28 protein-coding genes and 1 pseudogene are annotated in these 26111 nt (G+C 41.9%); 26 read left to right on the top strand and 3 right to left on the bottom strand.

Going from position 1 to position 26111, the window contains the following annotated elements; translation table 11 throughout:
- Positions 1-6: 6 nt before the first annotated feature.
- Genes A4H00_RS01215 through A4H00_RS01195 form a run of 5 tightly spaced genes read left to right on the top strand, consistent with a single transcriptional unit; the run spans position 7 to position 4442 of the window.
- Positions 7-1158: a replication initiation and membrane attachment family protein gene (locus A4H00_RS01215; RefSeq protein ID WP_067086349.1), complete on the top strand. Its 1152-nt coding sequence runs from the start codon at positions 7-9 to the stop codon at positions 1156-1158.
- On the top strand, positions 1159-2058 hold the full coding sequence (gene dnaI / locus A4H00_RS01210) for a primosomal protein DnaI (protein WP_067086346.1): 900 nt from the start codon (positions 1159-1161) through the stop codon (positions 2056-2058). It abuts the gene before it with no gap.
- A complete protein-coding gene (locus A4H00_RS01205; RefSeq protein WP_067086343.1) occupies positions 2055-2768 on the top strand; it encodes an NADPH-dependent oxidoreductase in 714 nt (237 codons plus the stop codon). The genes dnaI and A4H00_RS01205 overlap by 4 nt, the downstream gene beginning before the upstream one ends.
- Positions 2769-2781: 13 nt before the next feature.
- Positions 2782-4092, top strand: coding sequence for a ribosome biogenesis GTPase Der (gene der / locus A4H00_RS01200; RefSeq protein ID WP_067086341.1), 1311 nt, complete (start codon positions 2782-2784; stop codon positions 4090-4092).
- A 14-nt stretch (positions 4093-4106) separates the two neighbouring features.
- Complete coding sequence (locus A4H00_RS01195; RefSeq protein ID WP_067086339.1) at positions 4107-4442, top strand: hypothetical protein; 336 nt, start codon at positions 4107-4109, stop codon at positions 4440-4442.
- A 90-nt stretch (positions 4443-4532) separates the two neighbouring features.
- On the opposite strand, the pseudogene A4H00_RS01190 reads toward A4H00_RS01195, so the two are convergent.
- A pseudogene (locus A4H00_RS01190) lies at positions 4533-5841 on the bottom strand (transposase).
- 250 nt (positions 5842-6091) lie between these two features.
- On the opposite strand from A4H00_RS01190, the gene A4H00_RS01180 reads away from it, so the two are divergent.
- The 6 genes from A4H00_RS01180 (at position 6092) to greA (ending at position 14253) form a co-directional block, all read left to right on the top strand.
- Positions 6092-9187, top strand: a complete 3096-nt coding sequence (locus A4H00_RS01180; protein WP_067086331.1) for a pilus expression-regulating Snf2 family helicase — start codon at positions 6092-6094, stop codon at positions 9185-9187.
- Between the two features lie 160 nt (positions 9188-9347).
- The gene (locus A4H00_RS01175; RefSeq protein WP_067086328.1) at positions 9348-10001 is read left to right on the top strand and encodes a divisome accessory protein ZapJ; all 654 of its coding nucleotides are present in this window, start codon (positions 9348-9350) and stop codon (positions 9999-10001) included.
- The gene (murC, locus tag A4H00_RS01170; protein ID WP_067086325.1) at positions 9998-11329 is read left to right on the top strand and encodes a UDP-N-acetylmuramate--L-alanine ligase; all 1332 of its coding nucleotides are present in this window, start codon (positions 9998-10000) and stop codon (positions 11327-11329) included. Before A4H00_RS01175 ends, murC begins: the two co-directional genes overlap by 4 nt.
- Positions 11330-11433: 104 nt before the next feature.
- Positions 11434-11919: a GNAT family N-acetyltransferase gene (locus tag A4H00_RS01165; RefSeq protein WP_067086323.1), complete on the top strand. Its 486-nt coding sequence runs from the start codon at positions 11434-11436 to the stop codon at positions 11917-11919.
- Between the two features lie 73 nt (positions 11920-11992).
- The gene (gene mltG / locus A4H00_RS01160) at positions 11993-13690 is read left to right on the top strand and encodes an endolytic transglycosylase MltG (RefSeq protein WP_067086321.1); all 1698 of its coding nucleotides are present in this window, start codon (positions 11993-11995) and stop codon (positions 13688-13690) included.
- An 80-nt stretch (positions 13691-13770) separates the two neighbouring features.
- On the top strand, positions 13771-14253 hold the full coding sequence (greA, locus tag A4H00_RS01155; RefSeq protein ID WP_067086318.1) for a transcription elongation factor GreA: 483 nt from the start codon (positions 13771-13773) through the stop codon (positions 14251-14253).
- A gap of 327 nt (positions 14254-14580) precedes the next feature.
- Here the strand turns inward: greA and yidC are convergent, their stop codons facing one another.
- Both yidC and A4H00_RS01145 read right to left on the bottom strand, forming a co-directional pair.
- On the bottom strand, positions 14581-15501 hold the full coding sequence (gene yidC, locus A4H00_RS01150) for a membrane protein insertase YidC (protein ID WP_067086314.1): 921 nt from the start codon (positions 15499-15501) through the stop codon (positions 14581-14583).
- Between the two features lie 63 nt (positions 15502-15564).
- The gene (locus A4H00_RS01145; RefSeq protein ID WP_067086312.1) at positions 15565-15849 is read right to left on the bottom strand and encodes an acylphosphatase; all 285 of its coding nucleotides are present in this window, start codon (positions 15847-15849) and stop codon (positions 15565-15567) included.
- Positions 15850-15921: 72 nt separating this feature from the next.
- Between A4H00_RS01145 and A4H00_RS01140 the strand changes: the two genes are divergently transcribed.
- The 15 genes from A4H00_RS01140 to yidD all read left to right on the top strand — a co-directional run bounded on the left by A4H00_RS01140 (position 15922) and on the right by yidD (position 25943).
- Positions 15922-16662, top strand: a complete 741-nt coding sequence (locus A4H00_RS01140; protein ID WP_067091352.1) for a TrmH family RNA methyltransferase — start codon at positions 15922-15924, stop codon at positions 16660-16662.
- Positions 16663-16708: 46 nt separating this feature from the next.
- Positions 16709-17188 carry an HDIG domain-containing metalloprotein gene (locus A4H00_RS01135; RefSeq protein WP_067091349.1) on the top strand — a complete coding sequence of 160 codons (480 nt, stop codon included), beginning with the start codon at positions 16709-16711 and terminating at the stop codon, positions 17186-17188.
- A gap of 20 nt (positions 17189-17208) precedes the next feature.
- The gene (locus A4H00_RS01130; RefSeq protein WP_067086310.1) at positions 17209-17904 is read left to right on the top strand and encodes a Bax inhibitor-1/YccA family protein; all 696 of its coding nucleotides are present in this window, start codon (positions 17209-17211) and stop codon (positions 17902-17904) included.
- 80 nt (positions 17905-17984) lie between these two features.
- Entirely contained in the window at positions 17985-19232 is a 1248-nt protein-coding gene (locus A4H00_RS01125) for a diaminopimelate decarboxylase (RefSeq protein WP_067086307.1), read from the top strand.
- 72 nt (positions 19233-19304) lie between these two features.
- Positions 19305-19541, top strand: coding sequence for a YneF family protein (locus A4H00_RS01120; protein ID WP_067086304.1), 237 nt, complete (start codon positions 19305-19307; stop codon positions 19539-19541).
- A gap of 278 nt (positions 19542-19819) precedes the next feature.
- On the top strand, positions 19820-20614 hold the full coding sequence (gene racE, locus A4H00_RS01115; protein ID WP_067086301.1) for a glutamate racemase: 795 nt from the start codon (positions 19820-19822) through the stop codon (positions 20612-20614).
- On the top strand, positions 20611-20997 hold the full coding sequence (locus A4H00_RS01110) for a hypothetical protein (RefSeq protein WP_067086299.1): 387 nt from the start codon (positions 20611-20613) through the stop codon (positions 20995-20997). Before racE ends, A4H00_RS01110 begins: the two co-directional genes overlap by 4 nt.
- Before the next feature lie 42 nt (positions 20998-21039).
- Entirely contained in the window at positions 21040-22029 is a 990-nt protein-coding gene (locus A4H00_RS01105) for a nucleoside-triphosphate diphosphatase (protein ID WP_067086297.1), read from the top strand.
- Positions 21999-22529: a metallophosphoesterase gene (locus A4H00_RS01100; RefSeq protein ID WP_067086294.1), complete on the top strand. Its 531-nt coding sequence runs from the start codon at positions 21999-22001 to the stop codon at positions 22527-22529. Before A4H00_RS01105 ends, A4H00_RS01100 begins: the two co-directional genes overlap by 31 nt.
- Positions 22526-22975: a cyclic-di-AMP-binding protein CbpB gene (cbpB, locus tag A4H00_RS01095; RefSeq protein ID WP_067086286.1), complete on the top strand. Its 450-nt coding sequence runs from the start codon at positions 22526-22528 to the stop codon at positions 22973-22975. Before A4H00_RS01100 ends, cbpB begins: the two co-directional genes overlap by 4 nt.
- On the top strand, positions 22972-23718 hold the full coding sequence (xerD, locus tag A4H00_RS01090) for a site-specific tyrosine recombinase XerD (RefSeq protein ID WP_082815566.1): 747 nt from the start codon (positions 22972-22974) through the stop codon (positions 23716-23718). The genes cbpB and xerD overlap by 4 nt, the downstream gene beginning before the upstream one ends.
- The gene (locus A4H00_RS01085; protein ID WP_067086281.1) at positions 23708-24433 is read left to right on the top strand and encodes a segregation/condensation protein A; all 726 of its coding nucleotides are present in this window, start codon (positions 23708-23710) and stop codon (positions 24431-24433) included. Before xerD ends, A4H00_RS01085 begins: the two co-directional genes overlap by 11 nt.
- The gene (gene scpB / locus A4H00_RS01080) at positions 24411-24986 is read left to right on the top strand and encodes an SMC-Scp complex subunit ScpB (RefSeq protein ID WP_067086278.1); all 576 of its coding nucleotides are present in this window, start codon (positions 24411-24413) and stop codon (positions 24984-24986) included. Before A4H00_RS01085 ends, scpB begins: the two co-directional genes overlap by 23 nt.
- Positions 24973-25704: a pseudouridine synthase gene (locus A4H00_RS01075; RefSeq protein ID WP_067086277.1), complete on the top strand. Its 732-nt coding sequence runs from the start codon at positions 24973-24975 to the stop codon at positions 25702-25704. The genes scpB and A4H00_RS01075 overlap by 14 nt, the downstream gene beginning before the upstream one ends.
- Complete coding sequence (gene yidD, locus A4H00_RS01070) at positions 25701-25943, top strand: membrane protein insertion efficiency factor YidD (protein ID WP_067086276.1); 243 nt, start codon at positions 25701-25703, stop codon at positions 25941-25943. The genes A4H00_RS01075 and yidD overlap by 4 nt, the downstream gene beginning before the upstream one ends.
- Positions 25944-26111 lie beyond the last annotated feature (168 nt).

The following is a 26111-nucleotide window of genomic DNA, read 5'->3' as shown; positions in this document are numbered from 1 at the left end:
CAAAACATGAAACCAAATGATCTCTATTCTTACATCCGAAAAAATGTGGTGAGTCCGAATTGGCTGAGTTTTATTCTTTGTTATCAACCGATTATTGGCTTGGAAGCAGCGGCAGTCTATCAATTTTTGTGGGCTAGCTATGACCATGGTGCAGGTAAATACCCACTTAGTCGTATTCTGAATCACGTGAATATGGGAATTCCTCATTTAGAACAGGCACTAGATGTTCTTGGAGCCATGCAACTGTTAGCCATTTATCAAAAGGGAGATAGCTATGTTTTTCGCTTAGCAGAACCGCTAGCCAAAGAAGATTTTCTTGACAATCCCCTGTATCAAAACCTATTGGCTAAGAAAATTGGTGAGCCAGCTGTTGAGGAACTCATTGTGTCTAAACCAGTAACTGACACGGAAGTAACCAAATCATTTTCAGATGTCTTTAGTATGACGGGCGATATTCCCCTAAAACCCTTCCAAAATCCAAGTTTTGATTTACAGGCTTTCAAAACCATGATGGCACGTGATCAGTTGCGTTTTCAAAATGAAAGAGATGATGTTATTGCCTTGTATCATTTGGCAGAAAAAAATGGTTGGGATTGGATGCAGGCCTATACTATTGCAAAAGAGACTGCAAATGGTCAGGTGATTAGGGTCAACCGGATGGAGCAAAAGGCTGAGGTAAAACCTGTTGTTGTGACGGGTTTGACCAAGCAAGAACAAGCTATCGTTCGAGAGAGTCGTGCAAAAACTGCTCTTGAATTTTTAACGCTCTTAAAAGAAACACGTCATGCGACAGTAACGATGTCAGAGCGTAAGTGCTTGCAGCAATTGGTCGATTTGGGCTTGCTGGATGAGGTGATCAATGTGATTGTTCTCTACACCTTTAACAAGATTGACTCAGCCAATTTACAGGAAGCCTATGCCTTAAAGTTGGGGAATGATTTTTCCTACAAGCAGATTAGGAGTGCGGAACAGGCTGTCCAACATTTACGAGATAGTAAGGGACAGGGTCGCAAGAAACAGGATGCTCCTGCTAAAAAAAGCAATGTGCCTGAATGGAGCAAGCAAGAAGTGAAAACCGAGCGGACTGAGCAAGGACAGGCAGAGCTGGCTGCACTCTACCGTGAATTAGAGGCCATGGAAACGAAAGGAGAGGGATAGATGAAGGCTGTTCAAGACAAGGTACCACAGGATGTTGGACCGGGGAGAAAATCCTACCAAGAACTCTATCAAGAGATTGTTCAGGATGAGGAAGTAGCTGATTTTATCCGTCAGCACCAGTTATCAGAGGATGTAGTGACACGGTCAATTTCAAAGTTCTTTGAATATGTAACAGAGCGCAATAAGTTTTTGCGTAAAGATGCTTCCTATGTTGCAGTGGGTTACCAACCTGTTCTTGTAATGAATGCAGGCTATGCAGATGTTTCTTATTTAGAAACGCCAGAATTGGTGGAATATCGCAAGGCAGAGGCGGTTAAAAATCGTATTCAGCTCATCAATCTCCCTGCTAGTTTGAAAAATATTACGATTGCAGATGTCGACCTCAATGACGAAAATCGGGTTGAGGTTATGAAAGCTATTACTGAATTTGTCAAACAGGCAGGTCAGGACAATAAGGGCTTGTACCTCTATGGCAATTTTGGGGTTGGAAAGAGTTATCTCATGGCCTTTTTAGCCAATCTCTTATCCAAGACACACCAGATGTCAACTACCATGCTTCATTACCCAACCTTTGTTGTGGAAATCAAAAATGCCATTGGCGAAGGGTTGGTCAAGGAGAAAATTGATACCATTAAAACGGCACAAGTATTGATTTTAGATGACATTGGTGCCGAGCAACATAGTTCGTGGGTGCGCGATGATGTATTGCAGGTCATCTTGCAACACCGTATGCAGGAAAATTTACCGACCTTTTTCACCTCGAATTTTTCTTTTTCAGATTTAGAGCGTCATTTTGCAGCAGGTCGATCAGGTGATGAAACCTGGCAGGCCAAGCGAGTAATGGAACGCATTCGATTTTTAGCAACTGAATTGCAATTAGGAGGAGTGAACCGCAGATGAATGAGACCATTGATTTGATGTTATCCCATAGCTCTGTTCGTCGATTTACAGAAGAGCCTATTTCAGAAGAGCATTTACAAACAATCATCAGTGCAGGACGTGCAGCCTCGACATGGAAGAATTTTCAGTCGTATTCCATTATTGTTGTGCGTTCAAACGAGAAAAAAGAAGCACTTCACGCTCTGACTCCTCAGCCTGCGATTTTACAGGCCGATACGATTTTGCTCTTTGTAGGAGATCATTATCGTGCTAGTAAGGCGGCTGAATTGCATCAATCCGCTTTCGATGCGAAAGGACCAGAAAATCTTTTGATTTCATCGGTTGATGCGGCATTAGCTGGTCAAAACAGTCTCCTAGCAGCTGAAAGTTTGGGCTACGGAGGTGTATTTATTGGGATGATTCGCCATGTAGCATGCGAGGTAGCAGCTCTCTTTAAGTTACCAGACTACACCTATCCTATTTTCTGTATTGCTTTAGGAAAACCAAACCAGCATTTTCCTGTTAAACCGCGTCTACCTCATGATGCCATTGTCTTTCAGGAAGAATACAAGGAACAGGGACTAGAGACGATTCTTGCTTATGATCAAGTTCAATCAGACTATGCAGGAGCTAGACAGAAAGAAACCTGGTCGGAACGTCTGGTCGCTCAGTTTGGTCAAGCAGAGCAAGCAAGCACGAAAACACTTTTGAAAGAAAAACAGTTACTATAGAAAAGGAGGAGCAATGGCTCTACCAACTATTGCCATCGTGGGACGTCCCAACGTTGGAAAATCAACCTTATTTAATCGGATTGCTGGTGAACGCATTTCCATTGTAGAAGATGTGGAAGGTGTCACTCGTGACCGCATTTATACAACGGCTGAATGGCTCAACCGTCATTTCAGTATCATTGACACAGGGGGAATCGATGATGTCGATGCACCCTTTATGGAACAAATCAAGCATCAGGCAGAAATTGCCATGAGTGAGGCAGATGTCATCGTCTTTGTTGTATCCGGAAAAGAAGGTGTGACAGATGCGGATGAATATGTTGCCAAAATCCTTTATAAGACTAATAAACCAGTTATTTTAGCAGTGAACAAGGTCGATAACCCTGAAATGCGTAGCGACATTTATGATTTCTATGCCTTGGGCTTAGGAGATCCTTACCCAGTATCATCGGTTCATGGAATTGGGACAGGTGATGTCTTGGATGCCATTGTGGAAAATCTTCCAGCAGAGCTTGAAGAAGAAAATCCAGATATGATCAAGTTCAGCTTGATTGGGCGTCCAAATGTTGGGAAATCTAGTCTGATTAATGCTATTTTGGGTGAAGAGCGTGTGATTGCGAGTCCTGTTGCAGGTACGACTCGAGATGCGATTGATACAATCTTTACGGATAGCGAAGGTCAAGAATTTACCATGATTGACACAGCCGGTATGCGTAAATCTGGAAAAATCTATGAGAATACAGAGAAATACTCTGTCATGCGTGCTATGCGTGCCATTGACCGTTCTGATGTGGTCCTCATGGTCTTGAATGCTGAAGAAGGAATTCGTGAGTATGATAAGCGGATTGCTGGTTTTGCTCATGAAGCAGGAAAAGGGATTATCATCGTTGTCAATAAGTGGGATACCCTTGAAAAAGACAATAAAACTATGCAGAATTGGGAAGCAGACATCAGGGACCAATTCCAATATTTGTCTTATGCACCGATTATATTTGTATCGGCTCTGACCAAGCAACGTTTGCATAAATTGCCTGCCATGATTAAGCAGATTAGCGAAAGCCAGCAGACACGGATTCCGTCTGCGGTCTTGAATGATGTCATCATGGATGCCATTGCCATCAACCCAACGCCTACTGACAAGGGCAAACGCCTCAAGATTTTCTATGCGACCCAAGTGGCGACCAAGCCACCTACCTTTGTCATCTTTGTTAACGAGGAAGAACTTATGCATTTCTCTTACCTGCGTTTCCTTGAAAATCAAATCCGCAAGGCCTTCGTCTTTGAAGGCACCCCCATTCATTTAATTGCTCGTAAACGCAAGTAAAAAGGAGAAGACTTTTGCAGTACTTGATTTTTTTCACAATCAGTTCTGGCTTTGTCCACTATGCTAAAAAATGGTTGAATTACAATGCGGCTGCCTATGCACCGTTTTCATGGCGGTATTGGCTGAGTTTACTCGCTTACCTGTATCTTTTACTCCTTGCTTTATTATTGCTGGTTCTTCTTGCTAGTACGCTTAAGGCTCTTTTGGGAAAGATAGAAGGGATTTATCTCCTTCTTGCAGGAGTGTATAGCGTTCTCTTGTTCCTTTATGGGAAAGTGATTGTTCTCTACTCGAAAAAAATAATTCAAGATACACGCTATTATCGTGCCGTAGAGCAAAAAACGAAATAGTGGAGATTACAATAGAATAAAACCGAGTTGATTTAGCGACCAACTCGGTTCTTTTTAGGCTCTTTGTCAACTGTAGTGGGTAGATGTCAGCTAACATCTAGAGAGGACCAAGTTGGTCTTCTCTTTTTTGATATTGATGGCAATCAAAATCCGCTTTTTGAAGTTTTCAAAGTTCCGAAATCCAAAGGCATTACGCTTGATGACTTTGATAAGATTATTGGTAGCTTCCAATTTAGCGTTGGAATAAGGCAATTCCAAGGCGTTTAAAACCTTGTCCTTATCCTTTAGAAACGTCTTAAATACCGTCTGGAAAATAGGGTTAACAGTGGCTATTTCTTGCTCAATTAGGTCAAAGAAATGATCTGAGTTTTTCTCTTGGAAATGGAATAAAAGAAGTTGATAGAGTTCATAATGTTGTCGTAACTCATCTGAGTAGGATAGGAGCTTGTCTAAGATTTCCTTATTGGTCAAATGCATGCGAAAAGTAGGGCGATAAAACCGCTTGTCACTGAGTTTACGGCTATCTTGTTGTACCAGTTTCCAGTAGCGTTTGAGCGTCTTGTATTCATGCGATTTGCGGTCAAAAGCATTCATGATTTGGGTACGGACACGGTTCATAGCACGGCTGAGATGTTGCACAACGTGGAAACGATCAAGCACGATTTTGGCATGTGGGAGTGAAACAGTCTGGGAATAGACTGTTTCAGCCTGAGCTTAGAAATTGGAGGGCGAAGGGTTTAGCCAATTTATAGTAGGGGCTAAACATGTCCATAGTGATGAATTTAACGCGGTTTCTGACCTGTCTAGGGTATCTCAGAAAGTGATTTCGGATGGTTGCTTGCGTTCTTCCATCAAGGATAGCGATGATGTTATTTGTGTCAAAATCTTGAGCGATAAAGCTCATTTTCCCTTTCTTGAAGGCATACTCATCCCAGGACATGATTTCTGGAAGCTTAGCCCAATCCGTTTCAAACTTAAACTCATTGAGTTTTCGAATAACTGTAGATGTTGAAATGGAGAGTCTGTGTGCGATATGTGTCATTGCTTGCTTTTCGATGAGTAATTGTGCGATTTTCTGGTTGACAGCGACAGAGATTTGATGGTTTTTCTTAACAATAGGAGTTTCAGCGACCGCCATTTTCCCACATTCCTTGCATTTGAAACGACGCTTTCGAAGGCGGATAAGTAGCGGGTAGCCAGCAGTTTCTAAGTAGGGGATTTTAGAGGCTTTCTGGAAGTCGTACTTAGCCATTTGTCCCTTGCAGGAAGGGCATTTAGGGGCTGTGTAATCCAAGTGACCGTGGAGTTCTAAGTGTGTTCCCATGTCGCATTCATTAGTGATCGTGATATTTTTGTCTTTCATTTTGAGAAAATTTGTGATAAGATTTAGTTGTTCCATATGAGTCTTTCTAAATGATAGTTGTGTCGCTTTTCATTATAGGTCATATGGAACTTTTTTTCTACACTGAAAAAGGCTCCATAATCTCTGTGGCGGGCGTACCCACTACAGATATTATAGAGCCTCTTTTTATCGGTTTATTTTGTGGTTTTTGCAAACGAAACGGAATACGGATGAAAAATGAAAAGTCTCTCCTTTAATGTATTTGGGAAAGTGTGCTATAATGAAGAGATAAGATAAAGGAGTTTATATGGGTCGATTGATGCCGGGGCGGATTCGCCAAGAAGGAATCTTGCTCTATGAAACGGGACAAGTAGAGGTAAAACAGGTAGAAGATAGGCAACTCTTTTTGCGAATTGCTGAAGAAGATTTTTGCTATACCCTAGATGAGACGAATCTTTCTTGCAGTTGTCACTTGTTTTCGCAAAAGGGCTACTGTCAGCACTTGGCAGCTGCCGAATATTTTTTAAAAAATGATATTGAAGGAAAACTCCTAGAAGAACAACTTTCAACAGACCAAGTAGAACATGAGGAAACCGTACGCAGAACCTATTTTGGTGGCTTATTTTTAGATGATTTACTAGCTTCGGATAAAGGGGGAGGTGTTCACTATCGTCTAGCCATAGAAGGTCAACTACTCCTCTTTGATACCAATATCGATTGGAGCTTGAAAATTGAACGTTTGCCGGATCAACGGAGCTATGTAATCCGTGATATTGGAGCATTTTTACAGGCTGTAAAAAAGGGAGGATACTACCAAATTGGTAAAAATTACTATGAGCCTCTTGTTTTTCAACAGTTTGATGCGGCAAGCCAAGATGTACTAGAGTTTTTATGGCGACTTATTCCGGATAAAAAAGTGGGTGATTTGGATATGTTAGTCCATTATGGTCGCCATCTGCGCCTACCGCTAGCCTGTTTTGAAGAAGGACTGGACCTCTTTATGCAGTTGGAATCCTTTGCATTTCAGCACGATATGACAAGTTATTCTGAACTGCATTTGCTGGCCTTTGATGAAAGAGCCGAATGTTACCAGTTTACAGTTGTGGTGCATCAGTATATGATTGAATTGCAGATTCTAGAAAGACCTTTTAGAGAACTCTTTAATGGTCGCTATCTCTTAGTGGAAAATTGTCTCTACCAGGTTGAACGCAAGCAAGAGCAGATTCTGAGTTCTCTCAAAGGAGTACAAGTTGATGAAACAGGGATAAAATCAGTCCAGTTTGATTTTCAAGATCAGGAACGCTTAGCTCTTAGTCTCTTGGCATTACAATTGGTTGGGAAGGTTAAAGCTCCTAAGCGCTTTATCATTCGTGATTTTAAACCAGCATTTGAATTATCCCTGCAAGATGAGGATGAGATTGTGCTTCAGTTGATTCTGGAATTTGAGCAAGGGAAGGTCAGAACGCTGACAGAATTACAGTCCCTCCCCTTCTCTTATCATTTTCAACATCTGGAAATGGTAGAAAAAGCAATCCAAGAGGCTGGTTTTAGCGGACGTTTTACTGCTCGCCATCCGCGATTAAATGGAGAAGAATGGTACAGATTTTTCAGCCAGACTGTAGCCAAGTTAAGGGCCTTGGGTCAGGTACATTTATCAAAGGACTTGGAGGATCGTCTCATTGAGATGAAGCCGCAGATTACAGTAGCAACAGGTGGTTCATTGCTGGATATTTCCTTTGATTTTGCTGGGATAGCAGAAGCCGAAATCGATCAAGTAGTGACTGCCTTGTTAGAAGATGCAACACATTTTACTAGTCAGACTGGAAAAGTCGTCATCTTTGATGAGGAAACCAAAAAAATCAGTCGAACCTTGCAGGAATTACGGGCTCGCCATACATCAGCAGGACACTTAGAACTAAATCGCTTTGCCTCTTATCAGTTATCGCAGGTATGGGAACATCAGTCTGGGATTCAATTTTCAAAAGACTTTCAGCAGTTAGCCTATGATCTGGCCCATCCAGAATCGTTTGCCCTACCTGAATTGCAGCTAAATGCTTCCTTACGGGAGTATCAGCAATTAGGAGTTAAATGGATGTCTATGCTGGATTACCATGGTTTTGGTGGAATTTTGGCTGATGATATGGGCTTGGGAAAGACCTTGCAGACCATTGCTTTTTTAACTAGCCATCTGGAGGAAGATTCCAAGGTTCTCATCCTAGCTCCTTCAAGCCTTATCTATAATTGGCAGAGCGAGTGTCAGACATTTGCACCTGATTTAGATATTACTGTAGCCTATGGGACTAAGGAAAAACGAGAAGAGCAGATTCGTGGCGGACATCAGATTGTCATTACGAGCTACCATTCCTTCCGACAAGATATCGAATGGTATCAAGAGACTCGCTACGATTATCTCATCTTAGACGAAGCGCAAGTCATGAAAAATAGCCAGAGTAAGATTGCCCAGTTGTTGCACAATTTTGAAGTCGGCAATTGCTTTGCTCTATCAGGGACACCAATTGAGAATCATTTGTCAGAATTATGGTCTATTTTTCAAATTGTCTTACCAGGTCTATTGCCAGGAAGAATGGAATTTACCAAACTCTCAGCAGTAGAAGTGGCACGCCTGATTAAGCCGTTTATCCTCAGACGGAAAAAAGAAGATGTCTTGCTTGAACTGCCAGACTTGCTCGAAATGACGGTCTTAAATGAGCTGACCGATGAGCAGAAAGTGGTTTATCTAGCCCAGCTCAAACAAATGCAGTATCGGATTGCCAGTGCGAGCGATGAGGAGATTCAACAAAACAAAATCGAAATTCTAGCGGGTATTACCAGACTTCGACAAATCTGTGATACCCCAAGTCTCTTTATGGATGATTATCAGGGAGAAAGTGGCAAACTCGAAAGCCTAAGAGAGTTGCTCCGTCAACTCAAAGAAGGCAATCACCGGGTCTTGATTTTTTCACAATTTAGGAATATGCTAGATAGGATTGAGAGGGAAGTAGAGGAACTTGGCTTGACCAGTTATAAGCTGACGGGGTCAACTCCAGCCCATCTACGTCAGGAAATGACAACAGCTTTTAATGCAGGCAGTCGTGATGTCTTTCTTATTTCGCTCAAAGCAGGTGGTGTCGGACTGAATCTGACAGGAGCAGATAGCGTGATTTTAGTGGACCTATGGTGGAATCCAGCTGTCGAAGCTCAGGCGATTAGCCGCGCTCACCGCATGGGGCAAACTGAAAAAGTGGAATGCTATCGCCTGATTACACGTGGCACAATCGAAGAAAAAATCCAGGCCCTACAAGAAAGCAAGAAGAATCTCGTAACCACTGTCTTAGACGGTAATGAAAGTCGGGCCAGCATGACAGTAGACGATATCCGAGAAATTCTAGGAATAGTCCAGTAGAAAAGAGAAGGAGAACCGCTGAATGGGATTTTCAACCGTTGTGGAATGCAACTCCTTGATAAACGGAGTATTTTCAGGGGGAGCCCTGCAACCAAAAAAGGGAAAAAGATAGTCAAAGACTAGAAGGTATGGTATAATAATCGATTGAAAGGAAGAGCTTATGGTAAGAATGCAGACAAGATTTCCGCTAGTAGCTGACGATGAGCGCATAGTGGTGGAAAATCCTGAAATGAGATTGTACGATGAAGGAGACCTCATTAGCAACATTAGAGGGCCGTATCAAGAAAGGGATTTTTGGCAAGAATCAAGTGGTCAGCCGGCTCCTAGGAATCGAGTAGAGCGTGGGATAGAAGCTCCGGTATTTGAAGCGAAGCCGAGCCATTATTCTCGTAAAGAGCGGTATCAAAAGCCTGTTTCAAAAGCACCAGTTAAAACACAAGGTCAGTTAGCGCGTGAAATGGCCCGTGAAGATTTGAAGAAAAAACGATCAGCTTCTTATCTCCACCAAGAAAAGAAGCCCCATCCTGTTACACCAACCAAACAACAGGTAACAGCTCCTTTGGTTGAAAAAAAGGTGCCCCAATTAACAGCCTTGGCGAATCGGTTACGGCAGACGGACTACATTTTAGCAGACATGCCTGTTGTCTATCCGCTTAAAAAGGAAGAAAGAGGGCAAGAACGACCGATTGCTAAAAATTCGTATGACTTTTTAAAGAAAAGTCAGGTCTACAACTATCCAGAACGTATCGCCAATCGTGAACGTCAATTAGCACAAGAACTAAACCTAACACACATGGAAGAAGGATTAGAATGACAAAAACCTATCATTTTATTGGAATCAAAGGCTCGGGGATGAGTGCCTTGGCTTTACTCTTACATCAAATGGGACATCAGGTTCAAGGAAGTGATGTAGAAAAGTATTATTTTACCCAACGTGGTCTTGAGCAAGCAGGAATTGAGATTTTACCCTTTAGCGAGGACAATATCACAACAGATGTTGAGCTTATTGCTGGAAATGCCTTTCGCCCAGACAATAATGTAGAGATTGCTTATGCGGATGCACAGGGGTTCTCCTATAAACGCTATCATGAATTTTTAGGCCAATTCATGCGGAACTTTACTAGCTTTGGAGTGGCAGGGGCGCATGGAAAAACGTCTACAACCGGTCTCTTGGCACATGTGATGCGTAATATCACAGATACCAGTTATTTGATTGGAGATGGAACTGGTCGCGGTTCAGAAAATGCTCAATACTTTGTTTTTGAGTCAGACGAATACGAACGCCATTTCATGCCCTATCATCCAGAATACAGTATCATTACAAACATTGACTTTGACCACCCTGATTACTTTACCAGTTTAGAGGATGTCTTTCAGGCCTTTGATGATTACGCAAAGCAAGTACAAAAAGGCTTGTTTGTGTATGGTGAGGATGCGCAGCTCCGTCGTATTACTGCGACTGCACCGATTTATTACTATGGCTTCGATGAGGACAATGACTTTGTAGCCTATGATTTACAGCCCTCAACGGCAGGATCACAATTCAAGGTGAGCCATGCCGGACAAGAATTGGGACAGTTTCAAATTCCAACCTTTGGTCGCCACAATGTCTTGAATGCAACAGCTGTGATTGCGAACCTATTTGTAGCAGGATTTGACTTGAACTTGGTGGCAGAACACCTGAAAACCTTTGGTGGAGTAAAACGTCGCTTTACAGAAAAGATTGTTAATAAGACCGTGATTATTGATGATTTTGCTCATCATCCGACAGAAATTGTCGCAACGCTTGATGCAGCTCGTCAAAAATACCCAAGTAAAGAAATCGTAGCTATTTTCCAGCCACATACCTTTACACGCACCATTGCCTTGTTGGACGAATTTGCCCTTGCTTTAAGTGAAGCAGATGCCGTCTACCTAGCGCCAATCTATGGGTCAGCCCGGGAAACAGATAATGGCCAAGTAAAAGTAGAAGATTTGGCAGCTAAAATCAACAAAAAAGGTGGGGTTGTAACAGTTGAAAATACTTCTCCACTCTTAGACCATGACAATGCCGTTTATGTCTTTATGGGGGCAGGAGATATTCAGTCTTACGAATATTCATTTGAACGTCTATTATCCAATCTATCCAATAACGTTCAATAAAACATAGGGGCTGAGACTTAGTGCTCAACCTCTTCCTTTTTATTCGTCTTAACGAGTAGAAAGGAAACGATTTCATTTAGGTATTGTGTAGAAAAGGAGAAGGGATGCAAATTCGACATGTACGATTAGCAGATCTGGAACAGGTTCATCAGATTGAACAGGCTAATTTTAATCCAGAAGAACAAATCGCAAAAGAGGTCTTAGGGTTTTATCTGGAACAGGAGGCTATGACCTGCCTTGTTATGGAAGATGACGGGAATGTAGCAGGTTATATCTTAACACTTCCAACAGGACATGCTACTGTGACAGATGATTTATTTAAGCGGAAGAAAAAAGTGGACGCTCCCTGTTCTCATCTAGCTATTGTAAGCCTTTCGGTCGCAGAAGGCTATAAAGGCCAAGGAATAGGAACGCTTTTAATCGCAGCTATCAAAGAGATTGCAGTGCAGGGCGGTTATGAAGGTATTAGCCTAACCTGCAAAGACTACCTGCTTTCTTACTACAATATGTACCAGTTTGAAGATTTAGGGGTATCCGAATCCCAGTTTGGCGGTGCTGTCTGGTATGATATGTATTGGAAATGCCCATGATATCGTTGTAGTGCTTGCTTTTGTCTTTATTTTAGGATATAATGTCTTGTAACCGTTTGAAAGGAGCTTTATTGTGGCAAACGATTCACATGAAAAAGACACGCAGTCATCTAGTTTTCGAGACAAGATTTTGCGTGACTTAGAAGAAATAAAACGTCAGTCTGATTCAAAGAGACCTACAGGTTCTTTGACGACAGACGAGAATATAGCAGAAGGTCATTCTGAGCAAGCGACAACACAACCACGAGTGAGCATCAAATTACCCTTGGTAGCCGATGAAGAATCTGGTTCGTTGGTGACGCGTTTCTCAGGAGATACTGAACAGGAAGAACCAGAAAAAGTAGTCCCTGCTGAGATTCAGGATTCTCCTGAGCAAGCAAGCGAAATGGCTCAGCACTCGAGTACACCTTTTGACGAGGTTCCAGTAGCAACGGCTGTTGTTGTACTAGATGAGGCTTCTGCTGAACCAGACGATTTGACTGAGACGTTGGCTATTCATAAACATTCGATAAGAGATAGGCTTCAAAAAGCAGAAGCCCCACGAGCAGAATTGGAGGATACCATTATTACCCCGACTCCGAAACAGCAGACAACAAACAGGGAAGCAGCGACGCGTCGCCGTCATCGTCAGCGTAGAAAGCAAGATAGTATTGCCAAACGCATTGTAAAAGTAGTTGTCTCACTGGTTTTACTGTTATTAGTTGTGACGGCTGTGACAGGCTATCTGTATTTAAAATCAAGTCTTGAACCTGTCAATGCACAAGCGACAGAAAATATCCAAGTAGAGATTCCAGAAGGTTCATCAACCAAAGAAATCGCTCGTATCCTTGAAGGAAGTAACTTGATTAAAAATGCAACAGTCTTTAACTACTATGCAAAGCTAAAAAGCTATAATAATTTCCAAAGTGGATTTTACAATTTGAATCAGTCAATGAGTGTTGATGAGTTGGCTAAAATCTTGCAAGAAGGTGGTACAGCGACAGCGCAAGACCCAATTTCTGGGAAAATCCTTGTCGTTGAAGGATCTACAATCAATCAGATTGCGCAAGCTGTGACCAAAAATGTCTACAAGAATAGCAAGGATGAAAAGACACCATTTACAGCAGACGACTTTTTGGCAACGGTAAAAAATGAAGAGTTTATCAATAAGATGGTAGCGGCCTATCCAAGACTCCTGTCTACCTTGCCTGCTGCAGATAGTGGAGCAACGTATCGTTTAGAAGGTTACCTTTTCCCAGCAACGTATGATTACAAGCCAGACACTACTATGGAAGGGTTGGTTGAACTAATGATTGCTGCGATGGATGAGCGTTTGCAACCCTATTATGACCAGTTAGCAGCAAAAGGATTGGATGTCAATCAATTATTGACCTTAGCTTCACTCGTTGAAAAAGAAGGAGCGACCGATGCGGATCGTCGAACTATCGCAGGGGTGTTCTACAACCGCCTTAATACTGGAATGCCGTTGCAATCCAATATTGCTATCTTGTATGCAATGGGCAAACTGGGTGAAAAAACGACGCTAAAAGAAGATGCAGCAATTGACACCACCATCAATTCTCCTTATAATATTTATACTAATACAGGATTGATGCCTGGTCCGGTAGACAGTCCAAGTCAGGCTGCGATTGAAGCAACTTTTGCACCAAATAAGACCAACTATTATTACTTTGTTGCAGATGTCACAACTGGAACCGTGTATTTCGCAGAGACAGGCGAAGAACATGAGCAAAATGTTGAGAAATATGTCAATAGTAAATTAAACAACTAGAGCACTTGCTCGGACAAAATTATGTGGGTTTCCGCATAATTTTGTTTTCATCAAAGAATTTTAAAAGGAAGAAACAGAAAATGGCAGAAAAAACATATCCAATGACACTTGAAGAAAAACAAAAATTGGAGAAAGAATTAGAAGAATTAAAACTCGTTCGTCGTCCTGAAATTGTTGAACGGATTAAGATTGCACGTTCATACGGAGACCTATCAGAAAACTCCGAGTACGAAGCAGCAAAAGACGAACAAGCCTTTGTCGAAGGGCAAATCTCGATGATTGAGACGAAAATTCGCTATGCAGAGATTGTTAACAGCGATGCTGTTGCAGCTGATGAAGTTGCAATCGGTAAAATGGTTACAGTCCAAGAAGTGGGTGAAACAGATGAGGAAGTCTACACCATTGTTGGTGCTGCTGGAGCAGATGCTTTTGCCAACAAAGTCTCAAATGAAAGCCCAATTGGTCAAGCTTTGATTGGCAAGAAAACAGGCGATGTTGTGACAGTTCAAACACCGGTCGGAAGCTATGACATTAAGATTTTGAAGGTTGAAAAAGCAAAGTAGGAGTGTCGATTATAAGAGGTCGCTGAAAGAGTCAGTTTGATGGAAAATGTACCGAATAATCTAATACTCTATAAAAATCAAAATCTGACTAGGCAACGAAATCGTAGCTAGAACTGAAGTTCAGCAAGGTGAGTTAACGACGTCAGACTTTGATTTTTGACGAGTATAACACAAAAATGAGAATAGAAACCTAAAAACCAAATGATTGATACTTCGTCTCTTTTGAGAAAGTACATCATTTGGTTTTTATCACATTATCGTTTATCAAAAGATTGTTGCAGTGGGCTCGGATGAATATGGTCGTCATACTCAGAAATAGAGTTTTTCTTATCTCGAACGTTGCTTTCCAGCGTTGCGATTTTTCTTTTTAGAAGACGATGTAGTAATCGCTGTATCCATTGTTGGGGTGACATCTTTTACACGAGTGCTTGTGTGAAGTGGTTTTGGAGGATTTTGTTCAAATTCTTCTGCAATTTGTCTGCGCAGTTTTGGTTTGAGGAAGAAGTTGGTAATCACTTGTTGAAGGATTCCGATAAATCCACCGACAACCCAGTAAAGAGTGACGCCGGCAGGAGAACTCCATGAGAAGAATGTAATCATGATTGGGTTCATCCACATCATTGATTTCATTTGTTTCTTCTGTTCTTCATCAACACCAACCTGCATGAGAAGTGATTGGAAGTAGTAGAGAACTCCAGCTGCTACAGTAAGGATAAGACTTGGCTTTCCAAGGGCGATTCCCATGAAACTAGCATCCGCAATTCCTTCTGTATAGCGTGCAGCATAGAACAGAGCTGAGAAGAAAGGCATTTGGATGAGGAGTGGTAGACAGCCTATTCCACCAAACATGCTCACCCCATATTCTTTCTGAGTAGCAAAGAGTTCTTGTTGAGCAGCCAACTGTTCTTCTTGTGAGCTTGCATTTTTCATTCGCTCTTGGATTGGACCCAAGATAGGCTTGAGATAATGCATTTTCTCAGATTGGTAGGTGGCTTTCCACGATTGGTAAATACCAAGTGGTAAGATGAGTAGGCGGACACAGATAGTTACGACGATGATAGCAACTCCAAATCCTAGGCCTTGATTTTCAGCAAAGAACTTGATGACAGTGCCCATTGGTTCAACGAGGAATTTGTAGACCCAACCTTCTCCAGTTGGGACACCGTTTTTGGTCTTTACACAGCCCGATAGGAAGAAGAGCATGGATAGGACAAATCCTGATAATACAATACGTTTTGATGTTTTCACTTTCTCATTTCCTTTTTTACATGATACATTCTATTTTACTTGTTTTGGAGAAAATATACAAGTCTAATACCACTGTTTGACCTGAAAATCGCTAAAGTCTTCAAAATGAGCGAGGGTGACATCCAAATAGGTTACTTTTGCCATACGAGAGGGACCTTTTCGGATTTCATGGATAAATTGGCTGAGCTTAGCAGTATCGCTTGATTGAGCAAGAATGGTGACCGTTCCGTCATCATTATTCCAGACTCGGCCATAGATATCTCCGATTTCTCCTGCAAGAAATTGGACAGACCAACGGAAACCAACTCCTTGTACACGACCTGATGCAATCATTTTGACTTTTTTCATACATTTCTCCTTTTTGACAAGACCTTCACTTTATTATATCATTGATGATAATGAAAGAAAATGGGGAATAATATGGAAGTGATTCGCTCCAAGTCTAATCGCTTGATAAAGGAAACGAAAAAATTACATCAGAAGAAATACCGCAAAGAATCTTACTTGATTGAGGGCTGGCATTTATTTGAAGAGGCACGTAAAGCAAATGCTGAGATTGAGCGAGTGTTTGTACTCGAAAATTATGTAGATCAGGTAACAGGTTCTATTCCGGTAACGGTTGTCAGTCCGGAGATAGTACAAGACCTGTCAGATAGTCAAACACCACAGGGTATCGTAGCTCAGGTAGCTCTAAAACAGCCTCTCTTTCCTAAACAATTAACAGGAAAATACCTTGTTTTAGAAGATGTACAGGATCCAGGAAATGTCGGAACTATGATTCGGACAGCTGATGCTGCAGGCTATGATGCAGTTTTTATCTCAGATAAGTCTGCAGATATTTATAGCCTAAAAACCCTACGTTCTATGCAGGGCAGTCATTTCCATCTGCCGATTTATCGTGTGGCAATCGATGATCTTCTTGGCCAGTTTAAAGCAAATAAAGTACGCATCTTAGCGACAACCTTATCTGCACATTCTGTGGATTACAAAGCGATTCGGGTACCTGATTCGTTTGCAATCATTATGGGAAATGAAGGCCAAGGCATTTCAAGATTGGTAGAAGAGCAGGCAGACGAGTTGGTCCACATTCAGATGCCTGGTCAAGCAGAAAGTCTAAATGTTGCCGTAGCAGCAGGTATTTTACTCTTTAGCTTTATTTAAGCTAGGAAGAGTAAACTGTGGTATAATGGAAAAACGAGGTGATGTGATGACAGTATATACAGAAGATGAAGAGTACATGGCTTATGTTGGACACTTAATCCAAAAGCCCAAGGTACAAAAGCTCGCTACAATCCCTCATCATTACTATTCGACACGTTTGGAGCATTCCATTCATGTGTCCTATACCAGCTACAAGATTGCTAAAAAATTGGGCTGGGATGCAAAATCAACGGCTCGAGGGGCTCTCTTGCATGATTTGTTCTATTATGATTGGCGTGAAACTAAATTTCGGAAAAGCCATGCTTGGGTACATCCGCGAATTGCGAAGCGCAATGCACAAAAACTGACCAAGCTCAACAAGGTCGAAGAAGATATTATTGTCAAGCATATGTTTGGTGCAACCATTGCCCCACCACGTTATAAGGAATCTTGGATTGTGACGTGTGTAGATAAGTATTGGGCAGTAAGAGAAGCAACACTTCCCTTACAAAAAATGTGGAAAGAACGGCATATTTCCATTCGTTAAGTGAAATAGAGGAGGATAAAATGAATCAAGAACAGTTTATTATCAATCAAGTAGATCAGACTGCTTTAAATCGTTTCTTTGGAAAAATCTACGGATTTGTCGCAGCAGGTATCGGACTATCTGCTTTAGTTGCCTACCTATCCTTGACAGTTTTTCAAGGATTCACACTTCGTTTATTATTAGGAGGGTCATTTGCTATCTGGCTGATTATGCTAGCTGAGCTTGCCCTTGTCTTTGCGGCTTCTCGTATGGCAGCTCAAAATAGTCCCATGACTTTACCCATGTTTCTAGCTTATTCGGTGATGAATGGTTTTACACTTAGTGTTGCTTTGCTAGCTTATACAGGGGAAACCGTCTTAACAGCCTTTCTAACTGCCGCCTTGATGTTTGTAGCGATGGCGGTTCTTGGTCTGACAACTAAGAAAAACCTATCTGGTATGGGACAGGCTCTCTATGCAGCTTTGATAGGAGTGATTATTGCTAGTGTGGTGAATTTTTTCCTTGCTAGCTCTGGGATGAGCTTTGTGATTTCTATCATTTCTGTGCTGATTTTCTCAGGATTGATTGCCTATGATAACCAACGAATCCGCTATGTTTTTGAAGAAACCAATGGTGAAGTGGGTCAAGGCTGGGTCGTTTCGATGGCCTTGTCCCTCTATCTGGATTTTGTCAATCTCTTCTTGAATCTTCTTCGAATCCTTGGTTCGAGAGATTAATCTCAAAAGAAACTCATTTATATTGGTGAGTTTCTTTTTATTTTGTGGTATAATAGTAAAAAATTTGACGAGGTAGAGGAATGACAAAAGTACCGTTTATCAGTAAAGAAGCGCTAGAAGAGATTACAGCAGTATTTCCAACTCCTTTTCATCTCTATGATGAGAAGGGAATCCGTGAAAAAGCGCGGGCCTTGAATGCTGCCTTTGCTTGGAACAAGGGATTTAAGGAATATTTTGCCGTCAAGGCGACTCCGACACCTGCTATTTTAAAAATCTTGCAAGAAGAAGGCTGTGGAGTGGATTGTGCGACAGATGTGGAAGTAATGATGAGTGAAAAGCTCGGCTTTGAGGACATCATGTTCACATCAAATGACACTCAAGGTTCAGAATTTATCTATGCGCGAGAAGTCGGTGCCATTATCAACTTGGATGCCTACGAGCATATTGCGTTTTTGAAAGAGGTCGCAGGGATTCCAGAAGTGGTTTGCCTCCGGTACAATCCTGGTGGGATATTTTCATTGGGAACAGACATCATGGATCATCCAGAAGAATCAAAATTTGGCATGACCAAGGAGCAATTGCTGCAAGGTTATCGTGAATTGAAAGAGCTTGGGGTTAAGGAATTCGGTCTTCATGCCTTTCTAGCTTCTAATACGGTGACGAATGAGTACTATCCAACCTTAGCGAGACAATTATTTGAACTGGCGCTTGAAATCCGGGAGGAAACTGGTGTAACCCTTGACTTTATCAATCTGTCTGGTGGAATCGGTGTCAATTATCGCCCTGAGCAAGAAGCCAATGATATTGCAGTGATTGGGGAAGGAGTGCGTCAGGTCTACGAAGAGGTTTTGATACCTGCTGGTATGGGTGAGGTGAAAATTTATACAGAGCTAGGTCGCTTTATGTTAGCCCCACATGGTCATTTGGTCACCAAGGTTCTTCACCGCAAGGAAACCTATCGTACTTATGTTGGTGTCGATGCGTCAGCAGCCAATCTTATGCGGCCAGCCTTTTACGGAGCCTATCACCATATTACCAATATCAGCCGTCCCGATGCGCCGATTGAGGTGGTAGATGTAGTTGGATCCCTATGTGAAAACAATGATAAATTTGCGGTTCAGCGGGAATTAGCTCAGGCAGAGGTCGGAGATACCTTGATTATTCATGATGCAGGTGCGCATGGTTTTTCGATGGGCTACAATTACAATGGTCGCCTGCGTTCGGCAGAAATTCTGTTGCAAGAAGATGGACAGGCCAGGATGATTCGCCGAGCAGAAAAACCAGAAGATTATTTTGCAACCCTATACGGCTTTGATTTTGACAGGTAAGTCTTGGAATTTCCCCGTAAATTTGGTATAATAGGGAGAAATGATTTTGTAATTTAGAAATAGGAGATAGACATGAATTTAGGTCTTGCAATTGTATTGATTATCGTAGCTTTTGCTGGTGGTGTTGCTCTGGGAATTTATCTTTCACGTAAGCAGGTTGAAAATTATATCGCAGATAAGCCAATCTTGGATGAAAATGCTCTTCGCGCGATGATGAGCCAAATGGGTCAAAAACCAAGTGAAGCAAAAGTACAACAAGTGCTTCGCCAAATCAAGAGCCAACAAAAAATTGCAACAAAGAAAAAATAATCAAGTGGGGGAAGTGGGACACCAGTCGAAATATCGGAAACATCGACTGTCCTCACTCTCCCGTTTTTTAGTTAGTATGTGCTGCTCACCTTAGGAGTCAACCCAACATCAACAATAGGATGTGAGCTTAGTTTCTCTCTTACTGTAGCCAAGTAGTCGTCAGAAACAACTATTTTCGTAGTGTAAAAATAGAAGGCTTATGTGCTTGAAGAGAGGAAACGATAGTAGAGGGTTATCTTTAAAAGAAGAGGAATAATCACACCCAATAAGGAAAAAGTATGGATAATCGACCAATTGGATTTTTAGATTCCGGTGTAGGTGGTTTGACGGTTGTGCGTGAGTTGATGCGTCAGCTTCCACATGAAGAAATTGTCTATATCGGTGATTCGGCAAGAGCTCCTTACGGGCCACGTCCAGCTGAGCAAATTAGGGAATATACCTGGGAATTGGTTCAGTTTTTATTAACGAAAAATGTCAAGATGATTGTCTTTGCCTGTAATACAGCAACGGCAGTTGCTTGGGAAGAAGTCAAGGCCAAGTTAGACATTCCTGTTCTCGGTGTGATTTTGCCTGGGGCGTCATCAGCTATCAAGGCTTCAAAGTCAGGAAAGATTGGTGTCTTAGGCACGGCTATGACGATTCAATCGGATATCTATCGGGAAAAAATTCAGGCTTTATCACCTGATACGGAAGTTACGAGTCTGGCTTGTCCAAAATTTGTTCCCTTGGTAGAATCAAATAATTATCAGTCAAGTTTAGCAAAGAAAGTGGTGTATGAAACCCTGCGTTCCCTCAAGGGAAGCGTGGATACAGTTGTCTTAGGCTGTACCCACTATCCCTTGCTTCGTCCGATTATCCAAAATGTCTTGGGGCAGGATGTGACCCTGATTGATAGCGGTGCGGAATGTGCGCGGGATATTTCTGTCTTACTCAATTATTTTGAAATCAACCACAGCAGAACTGCAGAGCAACCGCAGCATTTCTTTTATACAACAGCTAGTCCAGCTGCCTTTCGGGAAATAGCAGAGAACTGGCTCGGAAAAGATATACAGGTGGAGCATGTGAGCCTATGACAGAAAAGATTTACGAATACAAGGACGACCACGATTGGTATGTTGGAAGTTGGAAAGGGTTGAATACTATCTCAGGCTTGGGTAATGAGAGCAATGATGAATACTTTTTTCTCAGTCGCTTGTTTGAACAGCTCAATGCAGATTATTCTGCGCATTGGGAATTTGAAAATGGGCCGAGCGGTTTTGCGGTGACGATTGTGAAAAAAAGTTCCGATTTTCGCATTTTTTCCTTCATCATCGACATCATCAACGACAATACCGAGCGTCATCTTGAAGTAGTCGAACACCAAGGTGCAGTTTTGGTAATAGAAGAAGGCCGTTTGCTCTATATTCATCTGCCTAAGGGAGGAATAGAGTTAGAAGAGTTTTGGCGTAAATCGTAACAGATAGTGCTTTCGACTGGAAAGAAGTGGAGTTTAGAAACGATGACAGAAAAAATATACGAATACAAGGATGCCAATGATTGGTATATTGGCACATGGGATGACTTTACCTACCTAACTGTTTTTGGTGACGATGAGAAGTTTGATACTGTGCGGATGCGGTTTTATCAGCTCATGGAGCAATTGTCTGTAGAAGGCTTACAGGTTCATGTAGTGAAGATGACATCTAGCTTTTCTTTTTTAAAATTCCTTATTCAGATGATTCAGGAAAAATATGGGCGGGACTTGTCTGTTGTGCAACACAAGGGAGCTATTCTTGTTATGGAAGGCCAGCAGATTATAGATATTCATCTACCACAAGAAGGCATTTCTTCAGATAGCTTTTTCGGTCAGGCAGATGTGCCAACGGCTTTTGGTGATACGATTTTAATTGCGACCAAAAATGAGGGGAAGACGGCTGAATTTCGTCAGTTCTTTGAAAAATTGGGCTATAAGGTGGAAAATCTAAATGCCTATCCAGACCTTCCAGATGTAGCAGAAACAGGGATGACGTTTGAAGAAAATGCACGCTTAAAAGCAGAAACAATTGCCAATTTGACAGGGAAAATGGTATTGGCTGATGATTCAGGACTCAAAGTTGATAAGCTAGGTGGTTTACCGGGGGTCTGGTCAGCACGTTTTTCAGGTCAGGATGCGACGGATGCACGAAATAATGCCAAACTGCTCCATGAGCTAGCTATGGTCTTTGACGTCAAAGATCGGTCAGCCCAATTCCATTGTACTTTGGTTGTTGCGGCACCAGATGTAGATAGTCTAGTTGTTGAAGCAGATTGGGACGGCTATATTGCCACGGTTCCACAAGGAGAAAATGGTTTTGGCTACGATCCCCTCTTTCTTGTAGGTGAAACAGGGCGTACAGCAGCCCAGATGACTATTGAAGAAAAAAATGCGCAGTCTCACCGTGCACAGGCATTAGAAAAGTTATTGGAGGTATTTCCAGTATGGCAAGAGAAAAATACTATACATGCGTAGTGATGAGTGATTCGCATGGCGATCGTGCGATTGTGGAAGAAGTAAAAAAACGCTACATGGGTCAGGTGGATGCCCTCTTTCATAATGGGGATTCTGAACTAGAGGCGAAGGATCCTCTGTGGGACGGGATTCAGGTTGTGGGTGGCAATTGTGACTATGATAGGGCCTATCCAGATCGGTTGGTGACCACATTAGGCGATGTGACGATTGCCCAAACCCATGGTCATTTGTATGGGATTAACTTTACTTGGATGCGCCTGGATTATTGGGCAGAAGAAGTAGGTGCGGATATTTGTTTGTATGGCCATTTGCATGTTCCAGATGCGACCGTTCGTGGCAAGACCCTCTTTGTCAATCCAGGCTCCATTCGTCAACCTCGTGGTATGATTAGCGAATGTCTTTATGCGATTTTAACGATTTTTGAGGATCATATTCATATTGAGTATTACAATCGCGACCACCAAGTCTATGCGCCATTAACAAAGGATATTCCAAGATGATTACACGTGAATTTGAAACCTTTCTCCTTGCACAGGAAGAAACGTTTTTGACGCCGGCTAATAAACTAGCTGTGATTATTGATACGCACAATGTGAACCATGCAAAGCTCTTGCTCAGCCATATGACCTATTCTCGTGTGCCAGTTGTGACAGAGGAAAATCGCTTTGTTGGGACGATTGGCTTGCGCGAAATTGTCACATACCAGACGGAAAATGAATTGACGGATGAAGAGTTGGAGATGGATATTGCTCTAATTGTGAAACGGGATGTTGCAACGGTTGGTGCCCATTATCACTTGGAAGAAGTCATGCGAAAATTGATTGATCAAGCCTTTTTACCAGTTGTGGGAGAAGATCAGAAATTCTTGGGAATTATCACCCGCAAGTCGATTTTAAAGGCAGTAAATGCCCTCTTGCATAACTTTACATTTCAGTCAAAAGGATGAGGGAGATGACAGACTATATTCAGTCCTTTTTAGCGACGAAACAGCTATCGGACAACTCAAAAACCGCCTATCTCTATGATTTGCAGCAATTTCATACCTATTGTCAAGGAGGCATTAGTCCGACGACCCTAGCTTTCTATCAAGGCTTTTTACAGAGTCTAAAGCCAACGGCACAAAAACGCAAACTGTCAGCGGTGAATCAATTTTTATATTATTTATATGAAAATGGGCATGTTGATCGCTTTTATAAGGTGAAAACAACTCAGCAACTGCAACAACGTTCATCAACTGCTAGCTTAGAAGACTTGTCTTTTTTATGGGGAGATAGTCAGTATAAAGAAGGTCAGCGGATTGCCCTCTTGATTGCCTGTTTAGGCTTGCTTCCCAGTGAGTTAGCAACCATTAAACGAGCAGATATAGATGTTTCCTTTCAGGTGTTGACGATTGTGAAGGCTGGTCAAAAGCGGATTCTGCCCCTACCTAATGCACTACTTCCGTATGTGGAGGAGGGAGAAGGAGCCTACTTGTTTGATAAAAAAGGTGCCAGTTATTCTCGTCAATGGTTTTTTAACCGCTTATCAGAATTCTTAGAAGAACAAGGGAAGTCAGAATGGACGGCTCAGAAACTGCGGGAACAGTTTATTCTTAGTCAGTTGGAGGCTGGAAAGGATGTGGCTGCTGTTGCCAAACACTTGGGCTTGAAAACAACAGTCAGTCTGGAAAAATACAAACATGGATATTAAACTAAAAGATTTTGAAGGTCCCCTCGATTTGCTCCTTCATTTGGTGTCCAAGTACCAGATGGATATTTATGAGGTTCCCATTACCGAAGTTATTGAGCAATATCTTGCCTATATTGCAACCTTGCAGGCTATGCGCCTGGAAATTGCTGGGGAATATATGGTGATGGCTAGTCAACTCATGCTCATAAAGAGTCGTAGACTCTTGCCAAAAATGGTCGATCAAGAAGAAGTTATCGAAGATCCTGAGCAAGAATTGCTCTCGCAATTGGAAGAATATCGGACCTTTAAGGCACTCAGTGAGAAATTAAAGGAACAACATGAGGAACGTGCCCATTATTTCTCCAAACCAAAATTGGAATTGGTCTATGATGATGTTACATTGGCCCAGGATAAGTCGGTGATTGATATTTTTCTCGCTTTTTCTAAGGTGATGGCAGAAAAGCAGGAAGAACTGCGGACAAGTCACACAACCATTGCTCGTGATGAATATAAAATCGAAGACATGATGGAGCAGGTTCGGAGCTATCTTCAAAGGGAAAAGCGTGTGGCACTGCGACAATTATTTGTTGAGAGTCGTGACATGAATCAAGTCATTACGCTCTTTTTGGCCACGCTAGAAATGGTGAAAAGTAAGGAAATTACCATGGAGCAAACCGAAAATTTTGGAGAGATTTACGTGATAAGGAGTGAAGATGAGTCGATTAGCCGAGATTGAAGTCCTTTTATTTGTAGCAGGAGAAGAAGGCTTAACGGTACGCAATATAGCAGAAATGCTTGATTTGCAGCCGTCTGCTGTGATACAGCAAATTGAAAAATTAAGGGAGAAATACCAAAACGATACTCAGTCAGGATTGGCAATATTAGAATCTTCCAATCGCTATAAATTAGTGACCAAAAAAAATTATGCAGAGCTGTTGCGGATTTATGCTAAAACGCCAATCAATCAGTCCATGTCACGAGCCTTACTTGAAACCCTATCGATTATTGCCTATAAACAGCCAATTACGAGGATTGAAGTCGATGATATTCGTGGTGTCAATTCGAGCGGAGCTATTAGTAAGTTGCAGGCCTTTGACTTGATTCGGGAGAATGGGAAAAAGGAAGTGCTGGGTCGTCCGAACTTATACATTACAACCGATTATTTCCTTGATTACATGGGGATTAACCATTTGGATGAATTGCCTGATGTGTCAGAGCTTGTTTTGGTCGATGAAGAAAGCGAATTGTTCGTAGAAAGAAAAGAGATAAAAGAAGATGAGAATCAATAAATACATTGCACACGCTGGTGTAGCTAGTCGTAGAAAGGCAGAAGAGTTGATCAAGCAAGGCTTGGTGACGGTCAACGGTCAAGTAGTGCGTGAGCTTGGAACCACGATTAAATCTGGCGATAAGGTCGAAGTAGAAGGACAACCGATTTATAATGAAGAAAAAGTTTATTATCTCCTTAATAAACCGCGTGGTGTGATTTCCAGCGTGTCAGATGACAAGGGGAGAAAGACGGTTATTGATTTGTTGCCACATGTATCAGAGCGGATTTACCCTGTTGGTCGCTTAGATTGGGATACATCTGGCGTGTTGATTTTGACCAATGATGGTGATTTCACAGACGAAATGATTCACCCTCGGAATGAGATTGACAAGGTCTATGTGGCGCGTGTCAAAGGAATTGCCAATAAAGAAGTCCTACGTCCCTTGACTCGTGGAGTGGTGATTGATGGCAAGAAAACCAAACCGGCTGTTTACACGATTTTGAAAGTAGATCCGGTTAAAAATCGATCAGTCGTTGAATTGACCATTCATGAAGGGCGCAATCACCAAGTTAAGAAAATGTTTGAGGCAGTTGGTTTGCAGGTAGATAAACTTTCTCGGACTCGCTTTGGAAATCTTGATTTGACTGGTCTTCGTCCAGGAGAATCTCGTAAATTGAATAAGAAAGATATCAGCAAACTCCATACCCTTGCTGTGACGAAGAAGCAGAAGTCATGATTCGTATCTTGATTGGTTTGGTACGCGTCTATCAACGATTTATCTCGCCCTTGTTTCCGCCTAGTTGTCGCTATCAACCAACCTGCTCTAGCTATATGATAGAGGCACTCCAAAAGCATGGAATTAAAGGGTTGATAATGGGAATGGCACGTATTTTGCGGTGTCATCCTTTTGTCGAAGGAGGCAAGGATCCTGTACCAGATACCTTTAGCTTAAAGCGTCAGCAGACCGATGAATAAGCTGTATCATGAAAGTAATGAGAAACAAGTGAAAAAATCAAGGATTTTCAATCATATCGCTTGACGACTTACCTTGCTTGCGTTATAATAAGAACAAGATTTTCATTGATTTAAATCAAACCTGTTGTGATTTAAGTGAATGAAATCATCATTCACCATGCTGTTTGC

Origin of the sequence: Streptococcus marmotae (assembly GCF_001623565.1) — a bacterium.
GTDB classification, from domain to species: Bacteria; Bacillota; Bacilli; order Lactobacillales; family Streptococcaceae; genus Streptococcus; species Streptococcus marmotae.
Note: the sequence above shows the minus strand (reverse complement) of the source record. Positions and strands in the feature narration are given on the sequence as shown.